The 24159-nt window shown below is 47.6% G+C and carries 21 protein-coding genes; all 21 read right to left on the bottom strand.

Annotated features, from left to right (window positions below; all coding sequences use genetic code 11):
- Window positions 1-80: 80 nt before the first annotated feature.
- The 21 genes from rfbD to PHS46_03040 all read right to left on the bottom strand — a co-directional run bounded on the left by rfbD (window position 81) and on the right by PHS46_03040 (window position 24090).
- Window positions 81-959, bottom strand: coding sequence for a dTDP-4-dehydrorhamnose reductase (gene rfbD / locus PHS46_03140; protein ID MDD3905509.1), 879 nt, complete (start codon window positions 957-959; stop codon window positions 81-83).
- 127 nt (window positions 960-1086) lie between these two features.
- A complete protein-coding gene (rfbB, locus tag PHS46_03135) occupies window positions 1087-2046 on the bottom strand; it encodes a dTDP-glucose 4,6-dehydratase (GenBank protein MDD3905508.1) in 960 nt (319 codons plus the stop codon).
- On the bottom strand, window positions 2043-2765 hold the full coding sequence (locus tag PHS46_03130) for a sugar phosphate nucleotidyltransferase (GenBank protein MDD3905507.1): 723 nt from the start codon (window positions 2763-2765) through the stop codon (window positions 2043-2045). Before PHS46_03130 ends, rfbB begins: the two co-directional genes overlap by 4 nt.
- A 9-nt stretch (window positions 2766-2774) precedes the next feature.
- On the bottom strand, window positions 2775-3221 hold the full coding sequence (locus tag PHS46_03125; GenBank protein ID MDD3905506.1) for a dTDP-4-dehydrorhamnose 3,5-epimerase family protein: 447 nt from the start codon (window positions 3219-3221) through the stop codon (window positions 2775-2777).
- A 3-nt stretch (window positions 3222-3224) separates the two neighbouring features.
- Window positions 3225-4520 carry a UDP-glucose/GDP-mannose dehydrogenase family protein gene (locus tag PHS46_03120; GenBank protein ID MDD3905505.1) on the bottom strand — a complete coding sequence of 432 codons (1296 nt, stop codon included), beginning with the start codon at window positions 4518-4520 and terminating at the stop codon, window positions 3225-3227.
- Between the two features lie 50 nt (window positions 4521-4570).
- Complete coding sequence (locus tag PHS46_03115) at window positions 4571-6007, bottom strand: radical SAM protein (protein ID MDD3905504.1); 1437 nt, start codon at window positions 6005-6007, stop codon at window positions 4571-4573.
- Complete coding sequence (locus PHS46_03110; protein MDD3905503.1) at window positions 6000-8153, bottom strand: cobalamin-dependent protein; 2154 nt, start codon at window positions 8151-8153, stop codon at window positions 6000-6002. The genes PHS46_03115 and PHS46_03110 overlap by 8 nt, the downstream gene beginning before the upstream one ends.
- Window positions 8125-9846, bottom strand: coding sequence for a glycosyltransferase family 39 protein (locus tag PHS46_03105; protein ID MDD3905502.1), 1722 nt, complete (start codon window positions 9844-9846; stop codon window positions 8125-8127). The genes PHS46_03110 and PHS46_03105 overlap by 29 nt, the downstream gene beginning before the upstream one ends.
- A gap of 3 nt (window positions 9847-9849) precedes the next feature.
- On the bottom strand, window positions 9850-10740 hold the full coding sequence (locus PHS46_03100) for a decaprenyl-phosphate phosphoribosyltransferase (GenBank protein ID MDD3905501.1): 891 nt from the start codon (window positions 10738-10740) through the stop codon (window positions 9850-9852).
- A 25-nt stretch (window positions 10741-10765) separates the two neighbouring features.
- The gene (gene lptC, locus PHS46_03095; GenBank protein MDD3905500.1) at window positions 10766-12961 is read right to left on the bottom strand and encodes an LPS export ABC transporter periplasmic protein LptC; all 2196 of its coding nucleotides are present in this window, start codon (window positions 12959-12961) and stop codon (window positions 10766-10768) included.
- Window positions 12948-13595 (bottom strand): fructose-6-phosphate aldolase, encoded by a 648-nt coding sequence (gene fsa, locus PHS46_03090; GenBank protein MDD3905499.1) that lies wholly within the window; start codon window positions 13593-13595, stop codon window positions 12948-12950. The genes lptC and fsa overlap by 14 nt, the downstream gene beginning before the upstream one ends.
- A gap of 12 nt (window positions 13596-13607) precedes the next feature.
- The gene (locus PHS46_03085; GenBank protein MDD3905498.1) at window positions 13608-14921 is read right to left on the bottom strand and encodes a diguanylate cyclase; all 1314 of its coding nucleotides are present in this window, start codon (window positions 14919-14921) and stop codon (window positions 13608-13610) included.
- On the bottom strand, window positions 14909-16336 hold the full coding sequence (locus PHS46_03080) for a sensor domain-containing diguanylate cyclase (protein ID MDD3905497.1): 1428 nt from the start codon (window positions 16334-16336) through the stop codon (window positions 14909-14911). The genes PHS46_03085 and PHS46_03080 overlap by 13 nt, the downstream gene beginning before the upstream one ends.
- A gap of 11 nt (window positions 16337-16347) precedes the next feature.
- Complete coding sequence (gene ugpC / locus PHS46_03075) at window positions 16348-17451, bottom strand: sn-glycerol-3-phosphate ABC transporter ATP-binding protein UgpC (GenBank protein ID MDD3905496.1); 1104 nt, start codon at window positions 17449-17451, stop codon at window positions 16348-16350.
- Window positions 17452-17489: 38 nt separating this feature from the next.
- On the bottom strand, window positions 17490-18332 hold the full coding sequence (accD, locus tag PHS46_03070) for an acetyl-CoA carboxylase, carboxyltransferase subunit beta (protein MDD3905495.1): 843 nt from the start codon (window positions 18330-18332) through the stop codon (window positions 17490-17492).
- An 8-nt stretch (window positions 18333-18340) separates the two neighbouring features.
- Window positions 18341-18982 carry a corrinoid protein gene (locus tag PHS46_03065; protein MDD3905494.1) on the bottom strand — a complete coding sequence of 214 codons (642 nt, stop codon included), beginning with the start codon at window positions 18980-18982 and terminating at the stop codon, window positions 18341-18343.
- 60 nt (window positions 18983-19042) lie between these two features.
- A complete protein-coding gene (gene asnB, locus PHS46_03060) occupies window positions 19043-20929 on the bottom strand; it encodes an asparagine synthase (glutamine-hydrolyzing) (GenBank protein ID MDD3905493.1) in 1887 nt (628 codons plus the stop codon).
- Window positions 20930-20941: 12 nt separating this feature from the next.
- Entirely contained in the window at window positions 20942-22192 is a 1251-nt protein-coding gene (locus tag PHS46_03055; protein MDD3905492.1) for a DUF1015 domain-containing protein, read from the bottom strand.
- A 29-nt stretch (window positions 22193-22221) separates the two neighbouring features.
- Window positions 22222-22464 carry a zinc ribbon domain-containing protein gene (locus tag PHS46_03050; GenBank protein ID MDD3905491.1) on the bottom strand — a complete coding sequence of 81 codons (243 nt, stop codon included), beginning with the start codon at window positions 22462-22464 and terminating at the stop codon, window positions 22222-22224.
- 11 nt (window positions 22465-22475) lie between these two features.
- Window positions 22476-23651: a molecular chaperone DnaJ gene (gene dnaJ / locus PHS46_03045; protein ID MDD3905490.1), complete on the bottom strand. Its 1176-nt coding sequence runs from the start codon at window positions 23649-23651 to the stop codon at window positions 22476-22478.
- Window positions 23652-23673: 22 nt separating this feature from the next.
- The gene (locus PHS46_03040) at window positions 23674-24090 is read right to left on the bottom strand and encodes a secondary thiamine-phosphate synthase enzyme YjbQ (GenBank protein ID MDD3905489.1); all 417 of its coding nucleotides are present in this window, start codon (window positions 24088-24090) and stop codon (window positions 23674-23676) included.
- Window positions 24091-24159: the final 69 nt, after the last annotated feature.

The following is a 24159-nucleotide window of genomic DNA, read 5'->3' as shown; positions in this document are numbered from 1 at the left end:
CATCTCCTTTTAGCGCCTTACAGGTCAATTTAGCACCTTACAGACCTCCGAGGTCGCCAAAGGCGACCTCGGAGGTCAAATCACAGGTCAAGGTAATCTTTTAACGCTGTCTGCCAATCCCTCATCTTATAACCGGTCAAGCCGGTAAATTTCGCATTGTCCAATACCGACATCGCGGGCCGCGTTGCGGGCCTGTTCAGTTTTTCCGACGATATCGGAGAGACTTTCGCGTCCGACCCGGTTAACCGTAAAATCGTTTCGGCGTATCCGAACCAGGAGATAGCTCCCGAATTAGCTACATGGTATATCCCGGATCTATCCGCTATCCACCGCTCGCTATCCGCTATTTTATCTAACAGCGCATGAATCGCTTTCGATAAGTCAACTGTATATGTCGGCGACCCTATCTGATCGTCGACAACTTTCAGGTCTTTTTCTGTTTTGCTCTTTTTAATAATCGTATCTACGAAATTTTTACCGTTCTTTCCGTATAGCCAGCTTGTGCGAATGATGAAATATTTATCTAACTTTTTAACAATCTCTTCGCCCTTTAATTTAGATTCGGCGTAAATATTTAAAGGATGCGGCTCATCGGGCTCTTTATAAGGCGCTTTCTTTTTACCGTCGAATACGAAATCGGTACTTATATAGATCAAAACCGCGCCGCTCTGTCTGCAGGCGGATGCTACATTCCTCGTACCGTCGGCATTTATCGCGAAGGCTTTGACTTTATTAAGCTCACATCCGTCTACATCCGTCCATGCGGCCGAATGTATGACAACATCCGGGCGTATTTTTGAAATTATCCCGGAAACGCTGTCTTTGTTTGTTATATTGCAAACAAAGTTTTTGCCGGGGATTACATCGGCTCCGTAAATCTTATATGCGCTTTCCAGTTCTTTACAAAGATCGATCCCGAGCATACCGCCCGAGCCGGTTATAAGCACGCGCCGCTTCATAGCGGAGACATTACTGTTCGAGCGAGCGACTGCGAGGCAAAGCCGAAGCAGGAGTGAGTCGAGAACTTCTCGACTCGGCTCTGCCACCTGCGGTGGCGAGGCCTCGCTCGAAGAATATAACTGAAGGTCATTTTTTTAGCTTCTCCCACCAAATCCTATTATTCTTATACCAATCGACGGTCAGTTTAAGGCTCGCGCGGAAATCGTGGCGCGGCTTCCATCCGAGCGAGGCTATCTTCCCGATATCGAGCGAATAACGCCTGTCATGGCCCGGCCTGTCATTGACGAATTTTATAAGGCTCTTGTCTTTCCCGAGAAGGCTAAGTATAGAATCCGTAAGTTCCAGGTTCGGTATCTCGGCTGTGCCGCCGATATTGTATATCTCGCCGGGTTCGCCTTTATGCAGGACGACATCGATGCCCTCGCAATTATCGAGGACGAACAGCCAGTCCCTGACATTCATGCCGTCGCCATAAACAGGAAGGCTCTTATCATCGATAGCGTTGGTTACGAATAAAGGTACCACTTTCTCGGGATATTGATATGGCCCAAAATTATTCGAGCTCCTGGTAATTATCACCGGCAATTTAAACGTTATAAAGTATGATCTGGCTAAAAGATCGGCGCTGGCTTTTGCCGCGGAATACGGGCTATTGGGTAAAAGCCTGTCATCTTCCCTGAACGAACCCTTCTCGATACTGCCGTAAACCTCGTCCGTCGATATCTGGATGAACCTCTCTACGCCATGCGCTCGCGCGGCCTCAAGCAAAGTATGCGTTCCAAGCACATTGGTCTTAACAAAACTGTGTGGATCGGTAACGGATCTATCGACATGCGTCTCCGCCGCGAAATTCACGACGATGTCCGACTTCGCCACAAGCTTACCCACCAATTTATCATCGGCGATATCGCCCTGGACGAACCTGTACCTTTTATCCTTTTCGACATCCTTAAGATTTTCGAGGTTACCGCAATAGGTCAGCTTGTCTAAATTCGTGACGGAGTAATCCTTATACTTGCCGAGGATATGCCTTATAAAATTGGAGCCGATGAACCCGGCCCCGCCTGTTATGAGCAGTCTCTTCATTTCGATTCTCTCTTCGCTACCAGGTTATTCGCGCGCAGAAGCGATTCGAATGTCCCGGCGTCGGTCCACCATCCGTCGAGGATGCTGTATGTCAGCGTCCCGCGTTTTATATAAGCGTTATTAACGTCTGTTATTTCAAGCTCTCCGCGGCCCGAAGGCTTCAGAGTTTTTATGATATCGAACACTTTATTGTCGTACATGTATATTCCCGTAACGGCATAGTCCGATTTCGGTTTTTTTGGTTTCTCCTCGATGCCGAGTATCCTGCCGTCCTTTAAAGCCGCGACGCCAAACCGCTGTGGGTCAGCCACCTTCTTCAGTAATATCTTGGCGCCCGACGGCTGAGCGCTGAAATCATCAACGGCCTTCTTTATGCTCTTCTCTATTATGTTGTCACCCAGGATAACGACTATTCTGTCATCCTCCGCAAAATGCTTCGCCAGCTTCAACGCCTCGGCTATGCCTCCCTCGCCCTCCTGGTAAGTATAATTTATATGCTCCAGGCCGAACTCTTTGCCGTTACCGAGTAACCGCAGAAACTCTCCGGCATGCATACCGCCGGTCACGATCAGGATATCCCTTATGCCGGCGTCGACAAGTGTCCGGATGGGGTAGTAGATCATCGGTTTGGAAAATACCGGCAGGAGATGTTTATTCGTTATCTTGGTTAATGGATGCAGGCGCTTCCCAAGTCCTCCGGCCAATATTATACCCTTCATACCCATACGTTACTTCCTCCAGTCGTACGGAATGTCGTTTTTGTAGGCGTCCAGCCTGTATTCGTCCGGATCTTTGTAATTATACGATTCGGTCACGGTATTTATCACCAGCGCTTCGCAATCGCTTATGCATTTGAAGCCGTGATAAATATTTTTTGGTATCGTTACGCGCATCGGATCGTCGAGCGATATGATAAAATCGTTTACCTCTTTGTAAGTCGGAGAATCTTCCCGGGCATCATATAAAGCGAGCCGCATTTTCCCGTGAATACATGTAAAATTATCGTCCTGTTTTTTATGGTAATGCCACGCCTTCACGACGCCGGGAAACGCCGTCGTCATATAGACCTGTCCGAATTTCTTAAAAACTTCGTCATCGCATCTTAATATTTCCATGAGCCGGCCGCGCTCATCGGGAATGATCTTCAATTTTCTGACCTTCACGCCGTCTATCACCCGCTATTTCCTCCCTATGCCGATATAGGTAAACCCGAGTTTCTTCATTTCCGCCGGGTCATATATGTTCCTGCCGTCTATGAGTATCGGCTGTCTCATGATCTTCTTTATCTTTTTAAAATCGAGTTCTTTGAATTCGTTCCACTCCGTCGCGAGAAGAAGGCAATCGCTATTCTTAGCCACGGAGTAAGCGTCCCGGCAAAACTTCACATTGCGGGGCATTTCCCGCCTGGCTTTCTCCATCGCCTCCGGGTCATATGTTTTTATATGCGCGCCCTCTTTAAGGAGAACGGATATTATATCGATCGCGGGCGACTGCCTTATGTCGTCGGTATCCGGCTTGAACGCCAGACCGAGCACACCTATCGTCTTCTTCGGCAGGTTCCATAATAACGATTCTATCTTCTTTATAATAAGGCTTTTTTGATAACTATTTATCTCCTGCACCTCTTTTAACAGGCCGAAATTATATCCTACCTTATCGGCTATACGGATAAAGGCGGACAGATCCTTCGGGAAACACGAACCGCCGAACCCTATGCCGGCGTTCAGAAAATCTTTGCCTATCCGCCTGTCGAGGCCTATGCCCTTGGCCACCTCAACTATATCCGCGCCCACCTTGTCACAGATGTCGGATATGGCGTTTATAAAAGATATCTTCGTGGCTAAAAAGGAATTTGAGGCGTGCTTGATTATCTCGGCGGATTTAATGTCGGTTACGACTATCGGAGCTTTGAGCGGTTTGTAGAGTTCCACCAGTATGTCGCGGGCTTTTTTGGATTTAACGCCAACGACTACCCTGTCCGGGTTCATGAAATCTTTTATAGCCGAGCCTTCCTTTAAAAATTCCGGGTTGGAAGCAACGTCGAATTTAATATTCCTCTTATTAAAAACCTTTATGGTATGCTCAACCCATTCACCCGTATTCACGGGAACGGTTGATTTCTCTACGACAAGACGGTAGGACGGCATCGAAACGGCTATCTCGCGGGAAACGTTCTCGACAAAGCTTAAATCGGCCTCGCCGTTACACCTGGAAGGAGTGCCTACAGCGATAAATATAACCTCGCATTTTTTCACACCCTCTTTGATCCTGGGCGTAAATGATAAACGCCCCTCTTTTACATTGCGTTTTATCATCTCTTCTAAACCGGGTTCGTATATGGGTACGGCTCCGGCCTTGAGGCGTTTTATTTTCTTTTCGTCGTTATCAACACATATTACGGTATTACCAAGATCCGCGAAACACGCGCCCGATACCAATCCTACGTATCCGGCCCCGATTATACATATGTTCATATTTTTATCCTTTATTGGAGACAATATTATAGCATAAGGCAATATACCCGCTATATTTTTTTAATGAGGCTACTTACCCCAAGGTTGGACAGAATAACCATAAGCCGCTTAAAATTGACGAGCTTGCCGCCCAAAAAACCTATGACCGGACCATATTTTTTTGTAAACACCTTTGTATAATATTTGGAAGTTATGCTTTTGGTGAGCCGCTTGCCCATCTTAAGGGCCTTTATCCGGTCCTTTGCCGGAAAATCTTTTGTTTCGAATATTGGAATACCGGAATAATAGGAAAGGTGGTCCAGATAGCTGTTTTTAGCGTCAAACATTACGGCATTTTTCTTTACCCACTCAAATACTTCCGTTCCCGGATACGGTACGAGATTGTAGAAATTTATTTTATCCGCGGGCCATTTCCTGATCTTTTTCATATACTCCCGAATCATATTCAGATTTTCGCCCGGATGCCCTATTATAAAAGTCGCTCCGACGTATTCTATGCCGGCATTCTTTGCCATCCGCACCGACTCTTCCGCCTGGCGTATCTTTATCCCCTTACCCATCCTGGCCAATATGCCATCATCCCCGCTCTCAACGCCAAACATTACTATCCTGCAACCGGAGGCTTTCATTTTTTTAAGCAAAGATTCGCTGACCCTATCCACCCGTATACCGTTATCCAGGAACCAGTCTATTTTTAAACCACGTTTTATTATGAGATCGCATATATCCCCGGCACGGGCCATGTCGAAAGTAAAACAATCGTCCACAAATTGAAATTCCCCGTAGCCCAACCGGTTCCAGTGCGCGAGCTCATCTACAACATTCTGCGGAGAACGAGGGCGGAAATTCCTGCCCATGGTCAACCTGACGGCACAATAATTGCATCCGTATGGACAACCGCGCGAGGTAGCGATATTTATCCTGTTCTTTCTTACATACCGCGCTGTTTCAAAATCTTCATACGCAGGAAACGGGAGATCATCCAGGTTTTTATTGGGTTCTCTATCGGGGTTCTCAAAAATATCCCCACCTCTTTTGAAGATAAGGCCATTTATATCTTCCAATTTAACATTATCACCGCGTAAGAAACCTAAAAGTTCGATGATGGTAAATTCGCCTTCGCCCTTAACAGCATATTCGGCGTCGGTTTCTTCGAGGCTCTCTTTCCTTACCGATGAAACATGCGGCCCGCCTATGACTATCGGCACACTGGCAATAGCCTTTACGGCCTTTATCAGCGCCTGCGTCTTGCTTCGCTCAAGAGACCAATAACTTACGCCTATAACGGTAGGTTTGTAAGCCGCGACTATCTCTTTTACGGCGTCGAAGGAATATCCAAGGCGCATATCTATAACCTTAAAAACAACGGAATGTCTTTTTAATATTGCCGCTATGTAAGCAAGGCCCACAGGAGGTTCATTGGGGATACCAAAATCAAAACTCCCCATGCCTATTTTTGGCATAATCAATAATACTTTGTCAGGCATAAGGTTTAAGGCCCTCGGCAACGAAGGTTTGTAATTTATTTATCTCATCCGATACATGTTTTCCATGAGATTCGAGATTACGCAGGTTTTCATCCGCAGATTCTCCTACGCCGCAGTTTATGATATTCGTAAACCCAACCCTGGACATCAACTCTTTAAGCACTTTATAATCGTAAATAAATTTATGCCCCCAGCTCCTGAAAAAATTATTTATGACAAATGTATCCTGATAGATAGCGACATCCGGGAATATCATATCGACTATCCTTGTAATCTCACGCTTTTGCACATCGGTCTTTGACGAATTATAGAGCTCTATAAGATACCGGAGGTCTGGGGTTGAAATGCGTATTCTGCCGCCCGGCCTGAGTATCCTGAAACACTCGCCCAGCATGCGAATGCCATCCTTCAATTCCAGGTGCTCAAGCATGTGCTCGCTGAATATGTAATCGAACGTACCGTCGACAAACGGGAAACGCCTGCGCGCGTCCAAAAAAACACCGTCGGACATCTTTGGATTTATATCGGTGTTACACCACCCCTCCAGCATATTGGAACCTGCGCCAAGGTGGAGTTTCTTTACATCATGCGACTTTATGTAACGGCCGATCCTGCCGCCATTTGCCATCCTGACCAGCGCCCCGGCAAAAGACGCTGACACCCATTCGCCAAAAGCCTTTACCGGATATAGATACCTCTTGTATTTTTTCAACATCTTTTCGCCTCCATCGGCGCCGCGGGCAAGCGTACTGCCGAAAAATATAGTCCACGCCCTTTTAAACAGCGCCTTTATCTGATCTTGTGTCTTTATCTCCCGCAGGAGCCCCATGATTACTCTGGGCCGCATGTAAAAACCCACGACTGCCTTTTTTAGATATTTCGACAATAGCGCCGGCGGAATATCGGAGACAAAAGGCACTATCTGGTAATACAGGAACTTCTCCCATGAAACAGCGCGGCCCCCGAGGCGCTTCTTCCATTCGCCGTATATCTGGCTTCCCGGTATCGGCATCACCGGGGAGAAGCTCGCCTTATCGAGCTTGAGCTTCCGGGAAAGCTCGAGCGTTTTCTTGATATCATCGACGGTCTCGCCCGGATACCCTATAAGGAAAAAACCCGTGACGCTCATGCGCGAATTACGTTTTATCATGTCAACCATGGCGCCCACGCTTTCGGCCCTCAGGCTCTTTCTCATCATCCCGAGCACCCTGGAGGAGCCGGACTCTATCCCGAGCGCCACCGAATAACATCCCGAGGACTCCATCGCGGCGAGCATCTCGGCGTCGACTTTGTCTATACGGATGCCGTTAGGGCAGGCCCACCATATCTCGAGCGACCGCTCCTTGATGCCTTTGCAGAACCGCATGACATAATCTTTCTCGATCGTAAAATTATCGTCCTCTATATGGAACTCCCTCACGCCGTATTCATTGCGCAGAAACGATATCTCGTCGAGAACACTCCCAACCGTTCTCCGGCGCACTTTTCTGCCGAATATCCTGAACGCCGCGCAAAACGTGCACGCGTAAGGACATCCTCTCGAAGTTATTATAGGAGCGACCGGATACGACCGCGAAAATGTGCCATGCGGCGATATCCCGTATGTCCTCGGGTCGATAAGGTCCCACGCCGGCATCGGCACATCCTCCAAATCCTCTATCGTCTCGAGGGGGCCAACCATGATTTTACCGTCGGGCCTCCTGAACGCGGTATTCTTGATTCCTTCGAGGGCAAACGGCATATCCTTTCTCGACAACATCGCGATAGCCGCGATCGCATTCTCGCCTTCACCTACGACGAGACAATCGACATCGGGAATGCTCCGCAGGGCGTGCTCCGGGTCGCCGGAAGGATGCAGACCGCCGGCTATTATAACCGTGTCTTTATTGACCCTGCGCGAGATAGCCGCGACGTCGTTAGCGCTACGGATACTGCTGGTATATACCTGCAAGCCCACAACCGGAAAAGAATGCTCCGCCATATATTTTTCGAAAGCCGCAACGCTCAAGCCGGGCTTATTCAAATCCATTATGTGCGGCTCAAAACCTTTTTTCCTTAAAGAAGCGGCAAGATACCCGAGCCCGAGGCTCGGTATCACCGCGTATGAGTATTCGTCCTTAGGCTTTACGAGTAATACTTTTTTCATAGTGTTTTATGCGCCCGTATAAAACGGCCGCGCCGTAACCGAGAAAGGAATAAAATATCGGTATCGCCACCCCTCTATGTCTGGCATTAGTGACATATATCGCGCCGTATATCAATACCAGAGAAAATATGAACGAGACCAAAAGCGTCTTGATAAATATGGCCTTTCTATCCATAAAGGCAAAGACAGCGCCGAGCGCGACGAGAATATACCCATAAAATAAAAGATAGAGGGAGTAATGATATTTATATCCGCTACCGGGATTTATCAGTATCAAAGGGTCAAAAGTGCCGAAGTTCGGGATAAAAAGAAATAGCGCGGCGCGTTTACAGAAACCATTAAATAACAGCCCCGCGACATCGCCCGGCCTGGATTTAAACGTCTCGACCGAACGTTCCGGGCTCTCGAAGGGGTTGAATCCCATGTTGTGCAACTTTTCATTTTCCGTTATGCCATGGGCGGCCTTTTTAAAACACGCCTTGGCCTGGCCGGAAGAAAACGTAAACTTGCCGTAATTCGCGTGGTTTCTCACGGCATGCAATGTAAGCGGCATAAAAAATCCTGCCAAAAAAATAGTTCCTATTACCGCCGCACGGCGCAGGCCGTTTTGTTTTGCGAAAAATACCGGGATAAAGACGGCCGTGATCACCGCAAAAAAAACGAGCTCCCCCCTTACGACGTTCGCGAAACCGAAAAGGATGCCAATGCCCGCCGCATAGAGAGATTTCTTTGTTCCCTGCCGGCAGAAAAATACCGTCAGGGCCGACAAGCTCAGATAGAACATGGGGATATACAGCGCCTCCATACCTATTACCGTGGAAAGAAATGTGAGGTTCAGGTCGAGCGCCGTCAGGGCCGAGGCGATGAAAGCGGCAGGTCGGGAAAATACGGTTTTCGCAATATAAAATACCGCTACAGGAACGGACGCGCCCATTAAAGACTGTATGAGCGCCATGGCCAGATGATTGCAGTCTCCGAATATTCTGTATATACTGCCTAAAAATACCCAGTATCCGAATCCGCCCCAGTAGGTGCCGTTCTCCGGAATCCTGCCGTGCGCCCAGTCGAGCGCATACGGCGCGTACGTAAGCCCGTCGTCACTCGCCATAAGAAACCTGTCGCCGGCCATGTGCAGTAGCCTTTCATAGAAAAGAAATTTCATGGTAAATGCCGCGGCAAATATAATAATGACATATATATATTCTTTTTTATAAAACACCTCTTTAAAGCCCGACGCGGTACCGGAGATTCCAAGGCCCGGCTTTATCATAACCACTAAAATAAATAGGAATATAAAAGCGGCGGCGTGGGTATATTGGGCGTTGGCAAACAGAGAATATGCCGCATAAAAAAATAAAAAAAGCGCGGGAGAATAGATCATAGCCTCTTCCCGGCCCTTAAAAATATTTCTTATCTTCTTTGCAACATAAGCGGTAAAGATACCCATCATGATAAAAAAATATACTTTCGCGTAAACTTCGTATATACCCCTTCCGCCCAACACAAACGGATTGAGTTTATCTATTGATATCCTGAATATCAGCAACCAGTACACCAGCTGGCAAATGATTGCCTGCGGGATAAAACGGCTCAGCGTTTTCCGCATCGCCTCTTTTGAATAAGACCTGATGAGCAGAAAATATATTAACGCCAGCGTCCAGTATAGTATAAAAGGTTTGATATAATAGGCCAATCGTTACCCCTTAAAGTATATAACGCAAACGACGAAGATAGTGTAGAGTACGATATTTACAAGGAATGGCTTGTCTTTTACCAGTATATCTTCCGGGTTACCGCCCAGATTCTTAGAGTAGGTCAGATAAAGATACCTGAATATCCCATACAGTATAAATACGGTGGAATATTTCAAACCTTCGGCCCCGAAACGGGTCGCCGTTTCCGAATAAACCGTATAGAGTATGTAGCATATGAGAAATGTCGAGGTCGTAAATGATATAAGCTGGTCTAAGAGGAGCGGACTATATTCGCTCAATGTCCTGCGATGAATATGGGCCGTCTCTTTCATGAGCAAGGCCTCGTGCCGTCTTTTGCATAAGCTCAAGAACAGCGACAATAATATAGTGCAGAATAATAGCCAGGAAGACGGCGCCAGGTTTATCGCGACGGCACCTGCGAACACCCTGAGCACAAAACTAAATGCTATAGCAAGTATATCAAACAACACTACATGTTTCAAGAACCGGGAATATGCCAGCTGGAGAATAAAATAAATAAAAAGAACGGCCGCCACCTTCCATGACCATAATACACATATTGCTATTATTACCGGACCGGCTATTCCGGCGATCTTCATGGCCGTACTTTCTTTAAGCGCTCCGGAGGCTATCGGCCTTTTAAGTTTTTCGGGATGGATATTATCTGAATCCTTATCATATATATCATTTATCATGTATGAAAAACCGGATATCAGACAAAAAGCTATAAAAGTAAGCGTTGAATCAATGACGGCTGAGGCGTCAAAAAGAGATCTGGAAAATACGAGCGCTATAAAAACGGCGATGTTCTTCAGCCATTGCCGCGGCCTCATGGCTTCGAATACATACCATATAATATGCGTGTTTTTCATGCCGGCCTTTGGTATTATTATATATTTAGTTAGATAACGAGCTACGGCTTGCCACAGAAGCTGAACCGAATCTCGGACGGGAATATGTCTGTTTCAACCCTATAGGCGTTTCCGGGAACGCCTTCAGCCGGATGGCAAACCATAGGCCGATATTATCGCGGTCGCTTGTACTGCTAAAATCGAGAGTCAACTCGGCAATGAAACAATGCAGGTCCCTGTATATCGTATATTCCTGGTCGGTAAGAGACCCCTTGAATAAACTGTATGTCTGATAGGCCCTGATCCGCCATTTGTCGTTAAACTTATACATCGTATCCGCCGTCAGTAAATTATTTATCCCTTCGATCTCCTTTTCATAATCATATCTGGCGCTCACAGACCACTTATCGCTTATACCGCCCGTTATATCGATACTCGCCGTACGTACAGCGGCGTTCTTTGTGCTATAAGACAAGCGCGATACGGAATACAGCCAGTCATATGGTATTAGTTCCAGTTGCAGATCTACATTACGGAATTTCTCCTCAAATATAGTTCCGACATCTTTCTTCATTCTGAAATGATAGTCGGAGTTGATCATCAAAGTTGCCAGATCCACGGACTTATTTTTTCTCTTTGTCTGCAAACGGTTCTCTAAGCCCAGGCTTATATAATTCTGCTTATCTACGGCGTCTATCTCGTCGAGCTGATAAAGTTTATTAGGCCCTATGGCGGGCTGATGGGTATAAATATAGTTCGCGGTAGGCGTAACCACATGCCGCAGTTTATTTATGTCCAAGCCTAAGAAATTTGTCGAGAAATCGAATGTCCTGTAAAATTTTATGGTATTATTAACACCTGCATTAAGAACCGTCCTTATCTTATTGGACTCGCCGCCGTTAGTTTTGGAATAATACGTTTCTTCACTGCCGATATAAGGCGTCACGGTGAACGTCCTGAAAAATCTGAATACATATGAAAGCTGATTATTGGTATCAAAACGCACTACATCTATACCCTTCTGATTAGTCCCATCGGCGGGAAGACGCTGTTTTAAATATACGCCGCTTGTCACGCCGGTATAATATAACGGCACATCTTTTATAAGAGCGATATTGTTTATATTTAACTTATATTCCGGAAGGCGCTCGACCACAGACTGGAACTTATTAACACGTTTCCTGATGAGAAATTCCGTCGTATACTCTGGTTTCTTGGTTAGAAACGTAACATAGTTATCGGGGTCGTCGCCGAGTTCGGCATATTCATTATAAAAGTAATCTTTAATAATATCGCGATCGCTTAACTTATTAAATTCCATTATTGCCGTCGTGTCTGTGCCTTCTCCCATGTCCCAGATGTGACGCAGTTGATAACGGTACCTGTGTATGATCTCGTTGGGGTGATCATTATCATCCCCCTTACCGTCTTCTTTAGTGTAATAAACTTTAAAGGCGCCCTTACCCATCTTTCCAAAATCGTGATAATTATTTATACCACCGGCCAGGCCAAGACCATCCTTGGTCCTGTAGTCCAGCATGGCGTCGCCTTTAAGCGCATCGTTGACATTATACCGGTAAGATGTCAGGGCGTAATAACCCCATTCCTTCTTTTTTCCGGCCATCACATTTACATACGACTTCTTCTGCTTTAACGGTTGGACATAGTAAGGCCAATAAAGCACGGGAACGTTACCTACAAATACAACGATGTGTTTAGCCACTACCTTGTCATTAAGATATATTTCCACGCGACGGGCCTGCAACCTGTAGTGCGGTTCGTCCAGATCGCAGGTCGTGGCGTATCCGCGCTCCATGATATATTCGTCTTTACGCTCGACTTTCTCCACTTTTTCAGCTTTGCCGTAAAATGGCCGCGCGCTCAGATAACCGTTCAGTACCGTGCCCTTTTTTGTATCAAAATTATAATTCATCCGCTCGCCGGTAAAATACGCGTCTTTCTGAGTAACGCGGACATTGCCCTCCGCCAACGCTTCCCTCGTATCTAAATAAACCGTTATCTTGTCGCAGGTAAGCTCTATGTCTTTATATTTTATGGATATATTGCCGGCACCGGTAACCATCTTCTTTTCGTGGAAATATTCGACGTTATCGCCATTAACTATTATCGGCTCTTTGGGAGCCTGGGGGACAATCTCATTGGGAGACGCGGCGTAAACCGCGGAAGACGCGCATAACAATACTAATATGAGCGCGAACGAAATGAGGTTATTTTTTCGCAACACTCTGCCAGTCCTTTAGGAATTTGCTTATTCCTATATCGGTCAGCGGATGTTTCAGCAGTGCCATCAACGTGCCATACGGCACCGTCGCTATATCCGCCCCTATCCTAGCCGCATCGAGGACGTGGAGCGGATTTCTTACGCTTGCCACAATTATCTGGGTCTTGAAAGAATAGTTGGTGAATATCGTCTTTATGTCCCTGATCAGATCCATACCGGTCAGGCTTATATCGTCGAGCCGGCCTATAAACGGGCTGACGTAAGTAGCTCCCGCCTTGGCGGCCAGTAAGGCCTGGGTTGGAGAAAAACACAAAGTCAGATTGGTCTTTATCCCCTCTTTCGATAATATCTTCGCGGCTTTTAAACCTTCCGCAATAAGAGGTATCTTTATTACGATATTCTTGTGTATCTTCGCGAGAACAGCCGCTTCCCTGACCATTTCATCTGATTTTAAACTTATGACCTCGGCGCTTATGGGGCCGTCTACTATCGAACAGATCTCTTTTACTACCGCGATGAAGTCCCTGCCTTCTTTCGCTATCAGGGAAGGATTGGTGGTGACGCCGTCTATGATGCCTATAGCGTTGGCTTCACGTATCTCATTTATATTCGCGGTATCTATGAATAATTTCATTGGGATATTATACTATCTTTTGTACCTGCACACAACATTTTTGCCTGATTTTTTCGCGTCATACATAGCAATGTCGGCCTTCTCTATCAGGGCATTCACTTCATCCGAATCTTGCGGATAAGCTGAAACGCCTGTCGAGATGGTGATTTTGAGCGCCTCATCGTAGGCTTTGAATAGATGTTCCTCTATTCTCTTTCTAATCCTGTCCGCGACGAGCATAGCGCCCTGCGGACTCGTCTCGGGCAAAACCACGGCGAACTCTTCCCCGCCATATCTCGAAACAAGATCTATCTCGCGAACGCTTTCTTTTATCAGATGCCCCAGATCTTTTAATATAACGTCTCCCACCAAGTGCCCGCATGTATCGTTTGTACGTTTGAAATCATCTATATCTATCATAAGAAAAGCGAACTCGAATTTATACCTATTCGATCTTTGTAGTTCCTCGGCAATCCTTTCATGAAAATACCTTCTTAGATAAAGGCCGGTCAGGGAATCCGTTATGGCCAATTTCTCGACGGTCTCATAGAGAAGCACCTTCTTTATTTCGAGGGTAAACTGCATCGAAAGTATAAGGAATTTTTCCAGTTCTTCGGTAGGCAGATTTTCCACCGTGAGCATGGCGGCTAATTTCTGCTCGTTAAATAGCGGGATCGCTGTGAACGTAGCTACGCCGGGGTCTTCTACGCCCATCTTTTCAAACATATCCTTATCGGAATCCATGGAGGCATGTATCTTCTGCGGATTATGGAGAAAATTTTGTATGAGCTTGCCGTAGTTGGCTATCTGTTTCGACGCAGTCTGACTGTCTTCCTGCCATACGCTGTAGCTCCTGTCCAGCCGCGGAAGCCCGGACGAATCCCAGTTCAGCACAAGAAGATCGCACTTCCTGAATGAGAAGTTGCTTTTAAGAAAAGTGCTAAAGACGTTAAAAATATCTATGAATTTTAGGCTCTCCGACATCTTTTTCGTTATCTCGAAGAGATTTACTATCATGAGCTCGTCTTCTTTCATCGCGCGCTCTTCATCTTCAAGCGCCTTCAGTTTTTCCTGAAGACCAAGCTTCCTGCCATTCTCCTTCTCCAGTTTTAAAGAAAGCTCGCCGCGTTCTTCTTCGATTATTTTTTTATAGACTATCGCGCTCGCCTGTATAAGACCGAAAACAGCGGCGGCCAGAAATGAATTTAAAGGATCAAGCCGGCACGCGAACATAAGCACGGAAACAACGATCGCGGATATTATAACGATGATGCGGTATGAAAGGAAAAAATACGCCAGCGGCGCCGCCATTAAAAGCATTATATTCAGGAATTTCAGGCTGAACAAACTCTATCCCTCCCCTGGGCCTTCGCCTTATAAAGCCGCTCGTCCGCTATTCTTATCAGCCCCTCCGCGGGTAACGCATCCTCCGGATAACCCGCGAGGCCTATCGACACGGTGACATTGGCGGTATGCCGCCGCAACGTGATCGGACTCTCCTTGATCGCCACGCGCATCGCCTCCGCTTCGCGGGCGGCCTCCGCCTTGTTCCTGCCGCACAACATGACGACGATCTCCTCCCCGCCATATCTGGCGACGATGTCCCCTTCTTTTACCAAAGCGCCGAGCGTCCTGGCCATGTGTTTCAATACGATATCGCCCGCCGCATGCCCAAATTTATCGTTGTATTCCTTAAAACGATCGATGTCGAGCATAAGAAGCGACATGTGGGATTTTTTTATCGACGTACGCTTCACTTCTTCGTGCAATCGTTCCATGAAATATCTTCTGACAGCCAGGCCTGTCAGGGAATCCTTTATCGCCAATTCCTGCGTCCTGGCATAAAGCATTGCGTTTTCTATTGAAACCGCGCCCAGGTCGGCTATTATACCTAAAAGCCGGAGATCGTCCTGCGAATAAGCGAATTCACGGGTGTTGTCCATTCTCAGTATGCCGATCACTTTGTCACCGCTTATTAGAGGCGCGGCGATAAGCGACCTGAACACTTTCTTGAGATCGCCGTGGTTGTCCGTAGAGAATCTGAAGTCCGTAGCAATATCTTCCACTATCAACGGACGCCTGTGCTTGAATACCCACCGGTCGAAAAGATCGCCCTTTTTCGCCGCGGCGCGCGCCGTAGCGCGTGATGCCGACAATATAAGCTCCTGCTTCTCGGTATCAACAAGGAAGAGTAGTATCCTGCCGGGCTTGCTTAAAGTTTTTGCTGTCTTCTCCATTATAAGTTTCTTTATGTCGTCAAACATGAGCTGGGTACTGAACGAATCGATAACCTCCTTGAGAGCAGAATATCGCTGGAGCTTTTCCTCCACGGAAAATATCCCCTTACGCCTATCCTCCATACCGGTGGTAATGATATTTGTATCCTCGCGTAGCTTCTCCATCTTCAGCCTGTACGAATCGTAAAGATGGTTCCTGCGGCGGCGGCAAAGAAAACCGAAGAAAGCGGTAATAAAAAATGGCAGAGTAAATATCGTATGCCCGACGAGCCCTATCCTCATATTCAGGAGCAATACGAGGATGGCCGAGAGCACCGTTATAACAATGCCAAAGATCGTGCCAAACGCGATCCACGCGAATATGATCGCGATGTTGTAGGTGAATATCAGATTCTCCGCAAGGTTAAAATAGAATAGCGACAGTATGCTATGATTGGCGGGCAAACTGAATAACAGAAATGTCGAAAGAATAAATGATGCTATGGAAATAACGCCGAGGGCCGTTCTTTTTATGGAAGGTGTCATCCGGATCCGGTTTAGATTATCGTGTTCTCCGTATCTCTATCGAAAAAGTGAACTTTCGACATATCGAACACGAGATCCATATCCTGGTTCAACGTCGGCTTGTTATGTCCACCGACTTTTGCTATAAAGGAGCTTCTGCCTGTGTTCAAATACAAGTATGCTTCGGAGCCCATGGGCTCTATAACCTCGCAGGTTGCTTTTATCGTATTGTCCGGAGGAGCTTCCGACACAAACAACTTATCGTATATATCCTCGGGCCTTATGCCGAATATTATCTCTTTATCGATATATGGTTCTATGGATTTCATCATAGAATCGACGATGCGGACCCTGAACTTGCCTTCGTTAAAATAGCACTTCCCGTCTTTTTTTATTATAGTGCCTTTGATAAAATTCATCGGGGGACTGCCGATAAAACCGGCGACGAATTTATTTATCGGCTTATCGTAAAGCCGGATGGGATCAGCTATCTGCTGAATAATGCCGTCCTTCATGATGACTATTCTGTCGCCCATCGTCAAAGCTTCCGTCTGGTCGTGGGTCACGTACACCATCGTCGTCTGGAGCCGCAGATGCAGTTTCTTTATCTCGGTCCTCATCTGGACACGCATCTTCGCGTCGAGGTTCGAGAGAGGTTCGTCGAATAAGAATACGAGCGGCTTCCTGACTATGGCACGGCCGACCGCTACCCTTTGCCGCTGTCCGCCCGATAGTTCCCTGGGCTTCCTGTGGAGCAACTTCTCTATGCCGAGGATAGTGGCCGCCTCCCTGACCCTGGAATCTATTTCGGTACGCGGATATTTCCGCAGACGAAGTCCGAAGGCCATATTTTCATATACGGACATGTGAGGATAAAGCGCGTAATTCTGGAACACCATGGCGATATTCCTGTCCTTAGGCGGCACATCATTAACGCGCTGGTCGCCTATATAGACGTCGCCCGAAGACGCTTCTTCGAGACCTGCTATTATTCTTAAAGTGGTGGATTTGCCGCAACCGGAAGGACCTACGAGGACTACGAATTCTTTATTTTCAATTCCCAGATTAATGTCCTTTATAGCCTGGACATTGCCGGGGAAGAACTTCGAGACATTATTTAAACTTACCTGCGCCATATAGTTAATATCCTAACATAATAACGCTCGTATGCAAATTAAAAATACGTGAGGAGCTTCGACAGCGTCTCCTTCATGTTCTTACGGGGCACTATCATGTCGATGAGACCATGGCTGAGCAAAAACTCCGCCCTTTGGAAACCGGCCGGAAGCTTCTGTCTTATCGTCTGCTCTATGACGCGTGGGCCGGTAAACCCGATAAGGGCCTTCGGCTCCGCCATTATTATATCGCCCAGCGACGCAAAGCTCGCCATAATACCCGCCATGGTGGGATTTGTAAGAATCGATATGAATACACATCCGGCCCTGTCGTGCTTGCATAAAGCCGCCGATGTCTTGGCCATCTGCATAAGCGAATACATCCCCTCATACATTCTGGCGCCGCCTCCGGAGGCGGACACTATGATAAGAGGAATGCGCTTGGCGGTAGCGCGCTCGATCGCCCTTGTCAGTTTTTCGCCGACTACCGAGCCCATCGAACCCATAATAAATCGCGAATCGGTAACACCCAGGACTATGGGAACACCGTTCATAGTGCCTTCGCCGGTAATGACGGCGTCTTTAAGTTTGGTAAGTTCCTGGTCTTTCTTTACCTTTTCTTTATATGTCTTTGGCCCGGCGAAGACGAGCGGGTCGAGCGACTCCATGTCGGCGTCCATCTCTTTAAAACTGCCCTCATCCGTCAGGAGGGCTACCCTTTCTCTGGCTCCTAAGCCGAAGTGGTAATTGCACTTCGGGCATACACGCATATTCTCGTCGAGCTTCTTGTTATAAATGAGCTCGTTGCAATCCTCGCATCTGGTCCAGAGATCGCTCGGGATGTCCCTCTTCTTCGCAACTCTGACTATCGTATATTTCGGTTTTCTAGGAAAAAACGGCATATCTGTCCCTACCTTTTTAACAATTCCTTCGCCTTGTCTACGGCGAGCGCGGCGTCCTTAGCGTAACCATCCGCTTCTATCGACATGGCGAACTCCTGAGTTACCGGCGCTCCGCCGACCATTATCTTTATTTTATCGCGGAGGCCGGCTTCTTTCAGGCCCCTGATGGTATCTTTCATCGAACCCATCGACGTCGTAAGAAGCGACGACATGGCCAGTATATCCGCGCCGCTATTTCTGATCGCCTCTATAAACTTCTCCGTCGGCACATCTATACCGCAATCCGTAACATCGAAGCACGCGCCTTTAAACATCATACTGACAATATTCTTGCCTATATCGTGGAGGTCGCCTTTTACCGTCCCTATAACGACCTTGCCGACCGGCTTTATGCCGCATTTAAGGAAATGCGGCTCGATAAGAGCCATACCGGCATGCATCGCCTTGGCCGATATCAAAACTTCCGGAATGAATATCTCGTTATTTTTGAACTTCTTCCCTATAGTCTCCATGCCGGCAATGAGGCCTTTATCGAGAATATCGGGTATAGCAATGCCGGCGTCGAGAGCGTCTTTGGTAAGCTTCGTTACGCCATTCCTGTCGCCGCGCATCAGCGCTTCTTTAATATCGTTTAATATTTTTTCTTTCATGTCTCTCCCGGGCATATTAATTAAGATTTTCCGTTCTGCCGGATGGCGGAATGGAAAATCTTACATCCATCTATCATACCACATTTCGAACATAAATAGTGTCCAAATTTCTTTCCTGGTATCTTCTTTATTATTCACGAATTCGTTAAGCATATTTTCGATATAAGAATAGTCGAAGATGCCCTCGCGGGCGATCTTCTCTTTGGCGAAAGCCTTAAGAAGCATCGGTTTCAAATCTTCCTTCATCCATTTCGCGACCGGAACGGCAAAGCCCTGCTTGCGCTTGGTCAGGATCGATGCCGGCAGATATTTCTTCATGGCACTCTTAAGTATCCATTTGGTGGTAAGCCCTCGTAGCTTGAACGCGGGCGGTATCCCGGCGGCAAATCCTGCGAAATCCGGGTCAAGAAATGGCGCCCGCACCTCGAGCGAATTAGCCATACTGGCCCTGTCGACCTTGGCGAGTATGTCATCCGACATATATGTTTTAACATATATGTAAATAGCCCTGTCAAGCGGCGAAAGTTTCCTCGCATCATGAAAAAGGCGCTTTGTCGTTTCATATATATCATCGCCGGATTTATTCAATTCTTTACGGGCCAAAAATAGCTTATTCTGCTCCGGCGGCGTAAACGAACCTATCCACGCCTGATGGCGCACATCATCCGGAAAATCCATCCCCCTGATAAAACGCTTTATCTTGAAATTCAGGCTCATGTAGTCGGTAGATGCGGCTGTAGCGCCTGCCAATAATTTAAGCGGTATATTGCGTAGCGGCGCGGGTATCTTCTTCAGATAGCCGTTCAGCTCATGTGCCAGAAACGACGGATAACCGAGAAATAACTCATCGCCGCCGTCTCCGCCGAGGGCTACCTTCACGTGATCGCGGGTAAACTTCGAGACCAGATACGTCGGGATTATGGATGAGTCGGCGAACGGCTCGTCCAAAAGGTCGAGGATATCCGGAAATACTTCCAGCATCGTGCCCGGGTTCAGTATCTGTTCATGATGGTCGGTGCCGAAATATTTTGCGACGAGCCTGGCGTCGGACGACTCATCGAAAGATTTTTCTTTAAACCCTATCGAGAATGTCTTTATCTCCTTCGGCTCCATAACCTGCGCCATCATAGCGACAACACTCGATGAATCTATCCCGCCGCTTAAGAAAACACCGAGCGGGACATCGCTTACCAGCCGCTTCTTTACCGACTCCCGCAGTAATTCCACCAAGCGCTCTTCGGAAGCCTTCAGATCGAAACGGCCCTGCCGCGGAAACTCCATGTCCCAATAACGCCCCACCTTAATGTTGCCGTCTTTAAGGACGAGTTTGGAGCCCGCTTCCAGCTTACGGATATTTTTGAATATGGAATACGGGGACGGCACATATTCATACGCGAGATATTTGCTGAGGGCGCTTAAGTCTATCTCCCTTTTAATCGAAGGATGCTTGAGTATCGCTTTTAATTCCGAGCCGAATATGAACTGATTGTCGAACTCGCCGTAATAAAGCGGCTTCTTCCCGAACCTGTCCCGGGCAATAAAAAGGGACTCTTTTTTAGAGTCCCATATCGCGAAGGCGAACATGCCGTTTAAAAGTTTAAGACAGTCCTCGCCGTATTCTTCGTACGCGTGGACGACGACCTCGGTATCGGAATGCGTCCTGAACCTATGTCCTTTTTTTAAAAGAACGTTTTTGATCTCGGTGAAATTATAAGCTTCCCCGTTATAGACGATCGCGATGGAGTTATCTTCGTTGAATATCGGCTGGTGGCCCGTCTGGAGGTCTATTATGGAAAGGCGCCTGTGGCCAAGCGCGACGTTATCTTTTATATAAAGGCCTTCGTCGTCGGGCCCGCGCATGGCGAGAGTATCCGTCATCGCCTTAAGGATAGATTCGGACGGACGTTTCGTTTTATCTAAATGGATGTAGCCGCAGATTCCGCACATAATTTTTGATCGCTAAAATTTATTGAACACCAGCCCGGATAGCTGTTTTGGATAGAAGTACGTCGCTTTCCGAGGCATGCGTTCGCCTATTTTCGCTATCTTCTTAACCTGAGCCACTTCGGTAGGATTTAAGAAGAATGCCGCTTTAAATTCGCCATCATCTACGGCCTTTTTTGTTTCTGACGGATCCTTCAGGAATCCTATATTATCGTCGGTATCTTTTACGCCGAGGAGGTGTTGGAATATAAACAGGTGAAGTATCGAGACATCCAGCCTCTTCCAATCCTTAGGCTTATCTTTTATAGCCTTATCGGATACCGCTATGTCTTTTAATTTTAATATGCAGAAAGCGTCCTTACCGAGATACATCCCGAACGCGTGCGCCCCGGCGAGTTTGGCCAGGCGAGTCATCATATCTTCAAGACCCCACACTTTTTCAATCGTGAAGAACTCTTTCAGTTTAAGCGTTATTCCGTCTTTTTCGATATTGCCCAGATCCTTTATGAGACGGTGAGCGGGCAGAACTGTGAGCATATCTTCATCCGCCTCGACGAAATACACCATGATATATTTCGGATTTGCCTCTGACTCTTTCGCGAACATCTTCGACACCTCGTAACGATGGTGGCCATCGGCTATAAACGCGCCTTTGGCTTTCATGCGTTTAGATATCGCCTTGATGATTTTCTGGTCGGATAATTGCCACACCATATGACGTACGCCTTCACGCTCTACGTTTATGACAGGCTTCGCTACGGTACAAAAACTTTTAAGAAGCTTCGTTACTTTATTATCGTCATGCAGAATAAATATCGGCTCAAGATTGGCCCTGACACTGCGCGTAAGCTTCAACCGGTCTTCCTTCGGCGCGGCGAGCGTATTTTCATGCGGCAGTATCTTCTTTTTCCCCTCAAGTTCAAGTTCCATAAGCCCTATAAAACCGACCTGCTCTACCTTTTTCGAGCCGCGCTTATAACTTTGCGTATATATGTAAAAAGATTCCGCATCGTCCCTGGCAAGAACTCCTTCGTCCATCCATGCGTCGAAGATTTGCTTCGAGCGCGTATACCGGTTGTCGTCTTTGGTGTCCGCCGGGGCTATCTTATTCAGTATGAGCCGTACGACATTGTGCGGATCACCGCGGTAGAGTTCGTCCTGCAGTTTTTCGGATATGACATCGTAGGGCGGCGCCATAACAGCGGAGATACTGGAAACTCTCGCCTTATTGTACCGCACCGCTTTAAATGGTTTTACTGTAGGCATTCTTTTTCCTTTAACTTTTACCGGTAATTTTAATGGCTCGAGGGGCAACCCTTACAGCCGTCCGATTTCGGTTTGTGGCAGGACCCGGAAGCCTTATTTTTATAGTCGGTCTGGTAGAACCCGCTTCCTTTGAATATTATACCACTGCCTGTCCCCAGAAGGCGCGTAACATTGCCTTTGCATTTCGGACATTTCTTCAAAGGCTCATCCTTCATACTTTGGAACTTCTCGAACTTCCCGCATTTCCCGCATTCATATTCGTAAGTCGGCATCGTTTCCTCGCTTATCTGAACATCCTCTTCATCTTTTCCACAAACGATCTCGTAAGCGGCCCGGCGTTCTTCTCGGACGCTTTCGCGAAATCTTTCAATGTCCTCTTCTGCTCGGAAGACAGGTCATTCGGCACATCTATCTGCACCTTCACGAGCTGGTCGCCCCTGCCGTAATCGTGCAGGTGCGCTATACCTTTACCCCTCAAGCGGAATACTCTGCCGCTCTGGGTTCCCGCAGGTATCTTCATCATTATCTTGCCTTCCAGCGTCGGTACTTCCGTTTCTCCGCCCAGTACAGCCGTAACAAAACTTATCGGCGCTTCACAATATATATCGGCGCCATGACGCTCGAATATTTCATGGGGCTGTACCTCCAGCAAAAGGTACAGGTCGCCGGGCTTGGCGCCCTTTTCTCCCGCCTCGCCCTCACCATGGACCCTGAGGCGCGAACCGGTATCCACGCCCGCCGGTATCTTCACCTTGATATTCCTCTTCGTCCTGATCCGGCCTTTGCCGCCGCATGCCGGGCATGGCGTTTTTATGACACTGCCTTCGCCGCCGCATGCCGGGCACGCCCTGATAACGTTGAAGTACCCGCTCGACGAGCTGACTTTGCCGCGCCCGCCGCACTCGCTACAGCGCTCCACCCTTGAACCGGGCTTGGCGCCAGTGCCGCCGCAGACCTCGCACGTTTCATGCCGAGGTATCGCGATCGTCTTCTCCGCGCCGAACGCCGCCTCATCAAAAGTTATCGCGATCCGGTACTCGAGGTCGGAACCCCTGCGGCCCCCGTATCGGCGGCCCGTGTCCTCCTCGAAGGAGTCGGTGAACATATCCGAGCCGAACCCGAACCCGCGTAAAAGTTCGTTTATGTCGAATCCGCCGAAGATGTCTTTTAAATCTTCGTAGTGATGGAAGTCCTGCCTCATATCGAAACCACCAGGCCTGAAACTGGAATCTACGCCGGCGTGGCCATACTGGTCGTAGGTCGCCTTCTTCTGCGGATCCATGAGCACTTCGTACGCCTCGGACACTTCTTTGAATTTTTCCTCGGCCTCTTTCTTCTTATCCGGCAATACGCGGTCGGGATGGTATTTTAACGCGAGGTTGCGATACGCCTTTTTTATTTCGTCGGCTGTCGCCGTTTTCGCTATTCCAAGTATTTCATAATAGTCACGCTTCGCCATCCCTTAACTCTTTTCTTTTTACTTACTCGCCTATTATTTTTATGAGGACGCGTTTCTTGCGCTGTCCGTCGAATTCTCCGTAAAAAATCTGCTCCCACGGCCCGAAATCGAGCTTGCCGTCTGTAATCGCGCAGACTACTTCGCGGCCCAGGATCGTACGCTTCAAGTGCGCGTCGCCGTTATCCTCGCCGGTAAGATTATGTTTATACTTGTCTTTCCCATAGGGCGCCAATTTCTCGACCCAGGCCATAAAATCCTGGTGAAGGCCGCGTTCGTTATCGTTTATAAATACGCTCGCCGTAATGTGCATAGCGTTGACCAGACACAGGCCCTCTTTTACGCCGCTTTTGGCGACCGCGTCTTCAACCTCGCCGGTTATGTTCACTATCTCGTAGCGGTTTTTCGTGTTGAGCCAGAGGTAGTGCGTGTATGCTTTCATCTATATCTTCTCTTGTTTAGTGCTACCAACCCTTAGCTGGCGATAGGACTTTTACTCCCGCGCCAACCG

Source organism: Candidatus Omnitrophota bacterium, assembly GCA_028699255.1.
Taxonomy (GTDB): Bacteria; Omnitrophota; Gorgyraeia; order 2-01-FULL-45-10; family 2-01-FULL-45-10; genus FEN-1322.
Note: the sequence above shows the minus strand (reverse complement) of the source record. Positions and strands in the feature narration are given on the sequence as shown.

Excerpts from the sequence above, each read along its gene's own strand:
- PHS46_03100 (MDD3905501.1), bottom strand. The coding sequence starts at position 10,740 with ATGAAAAACACGCATATTATATGGTATGTATTCGAAGCCATGAGGCCG.
- PHS46_03055 (MDD3905492.1), bottom strand. The coding sequence starts at position 22,192 with ATGCCTACAGTAAAACCATTTAAAGCGGTGCGGTACAATAAGGCGAGA.
- rfbD (MDD3905509.1), bottom strand. The coding sequence starts at position 959 with ATGAAGCGGCGCGTGCTTATAACCGGCTCGGGCGGTATGCTCGGGATC.
- PHS46_03065 (MDD3905494.1), bottom strand. The coding sequence starts at position 18,982 with ATGAAAGAAAAAATATTAAACGATATTAAAGAAGCGCTGATGCGCGGC.
- PHS46_03080 (MDD3905497.1), bottom strand. The coding sequence starts at position 16,336 with ATGACACCTTCCATAAAAAGAACGGCCCTCGGCGTTATTTCCATAGCA.
- PHS46_03130 (MDD3905507.1), bottom strand. The coding sequence starts at position 2,765 with ATGAAGGGTATAATATTGGCCGGAGGACTTGGGAAGCGCCTGCATCCA.
- PHS46_03050 (MDD3905491.1), bottom strand. The coding sequence starts at position 22,464 with ATGCCGACTTACGAATATGAATGCGGGAAATGCGGGAAGTTCGAGAAG.
- dnaJ (MDD3905490.1), bottom strand. The coding sequence starts at position 23,651 with ATGGCGAAGCGTGACTATTATGAAATACTTGGAATAGCGAAAACGGCG.
- PHS46_03040 (MDD3905489.1), bottom strand. The coding sequence starts at position 24,090 with ATGAAAGCATACACGCACTACCTCTGGCTCAACACGAAAAACCGCTAC.
- fsa (MDD3905499.1), bottom strand. The coding sequence starts at position 13,595 with ATGAAATTATTCATAGATACCGCGAATATAAATGAGATACGTGAAGCC.
- ugpC (MDD3905496.1), bottom strand. The coding sequence starts at position 17,451 with ATGGCGCAGGTAAGTTTAAATAATGTCTCGAAGTTCTTCCCCGGCAAT.
- PHS46_03115 (MDD3905504.1), bottom strand. The coding sequence starts at position 6,007 with ATGCCTGACAAAGTATTATTGATTATGCCAAAAATAGGCATGGGGAGT.
- rfbB (MDD3905508.1), bottom strand. The coding sequence starts at position 2,046 with ATGAAGAGACTGCTCATAACAGGCGGGGCCGGGTTCATCGGCTCCAAT.
- PHS46_03120 (MDD3905505.1), bottom strand. The coding sequence starts at position 4,520 with ATGAACATATGTATAATCGGGGCCGGATACGTAGGATTGGTATCGGGC.
- accD (MDD3905495.1), bottom strand. The coding sequence starts at position 18,332 with ATGCCGTTTTTTCCTAGAAAACCGAAATATACGATAGTCAGAGTTGCG.
- PHS46_03110 (MDD3905503.1), bottom strand. The coding sequence starts at position 8,153 with ATGAAAAAAGTATTACTCGTAAAGCCTAAGGACGAATACTCATACGCG.
- asnB (MDD3905493.1), bottom strand. The coding sequence starts at position 20,929 with ATGTGCGGAATCTGCGGCTACATCCATTTAGATAAAACGAAACGTCCG.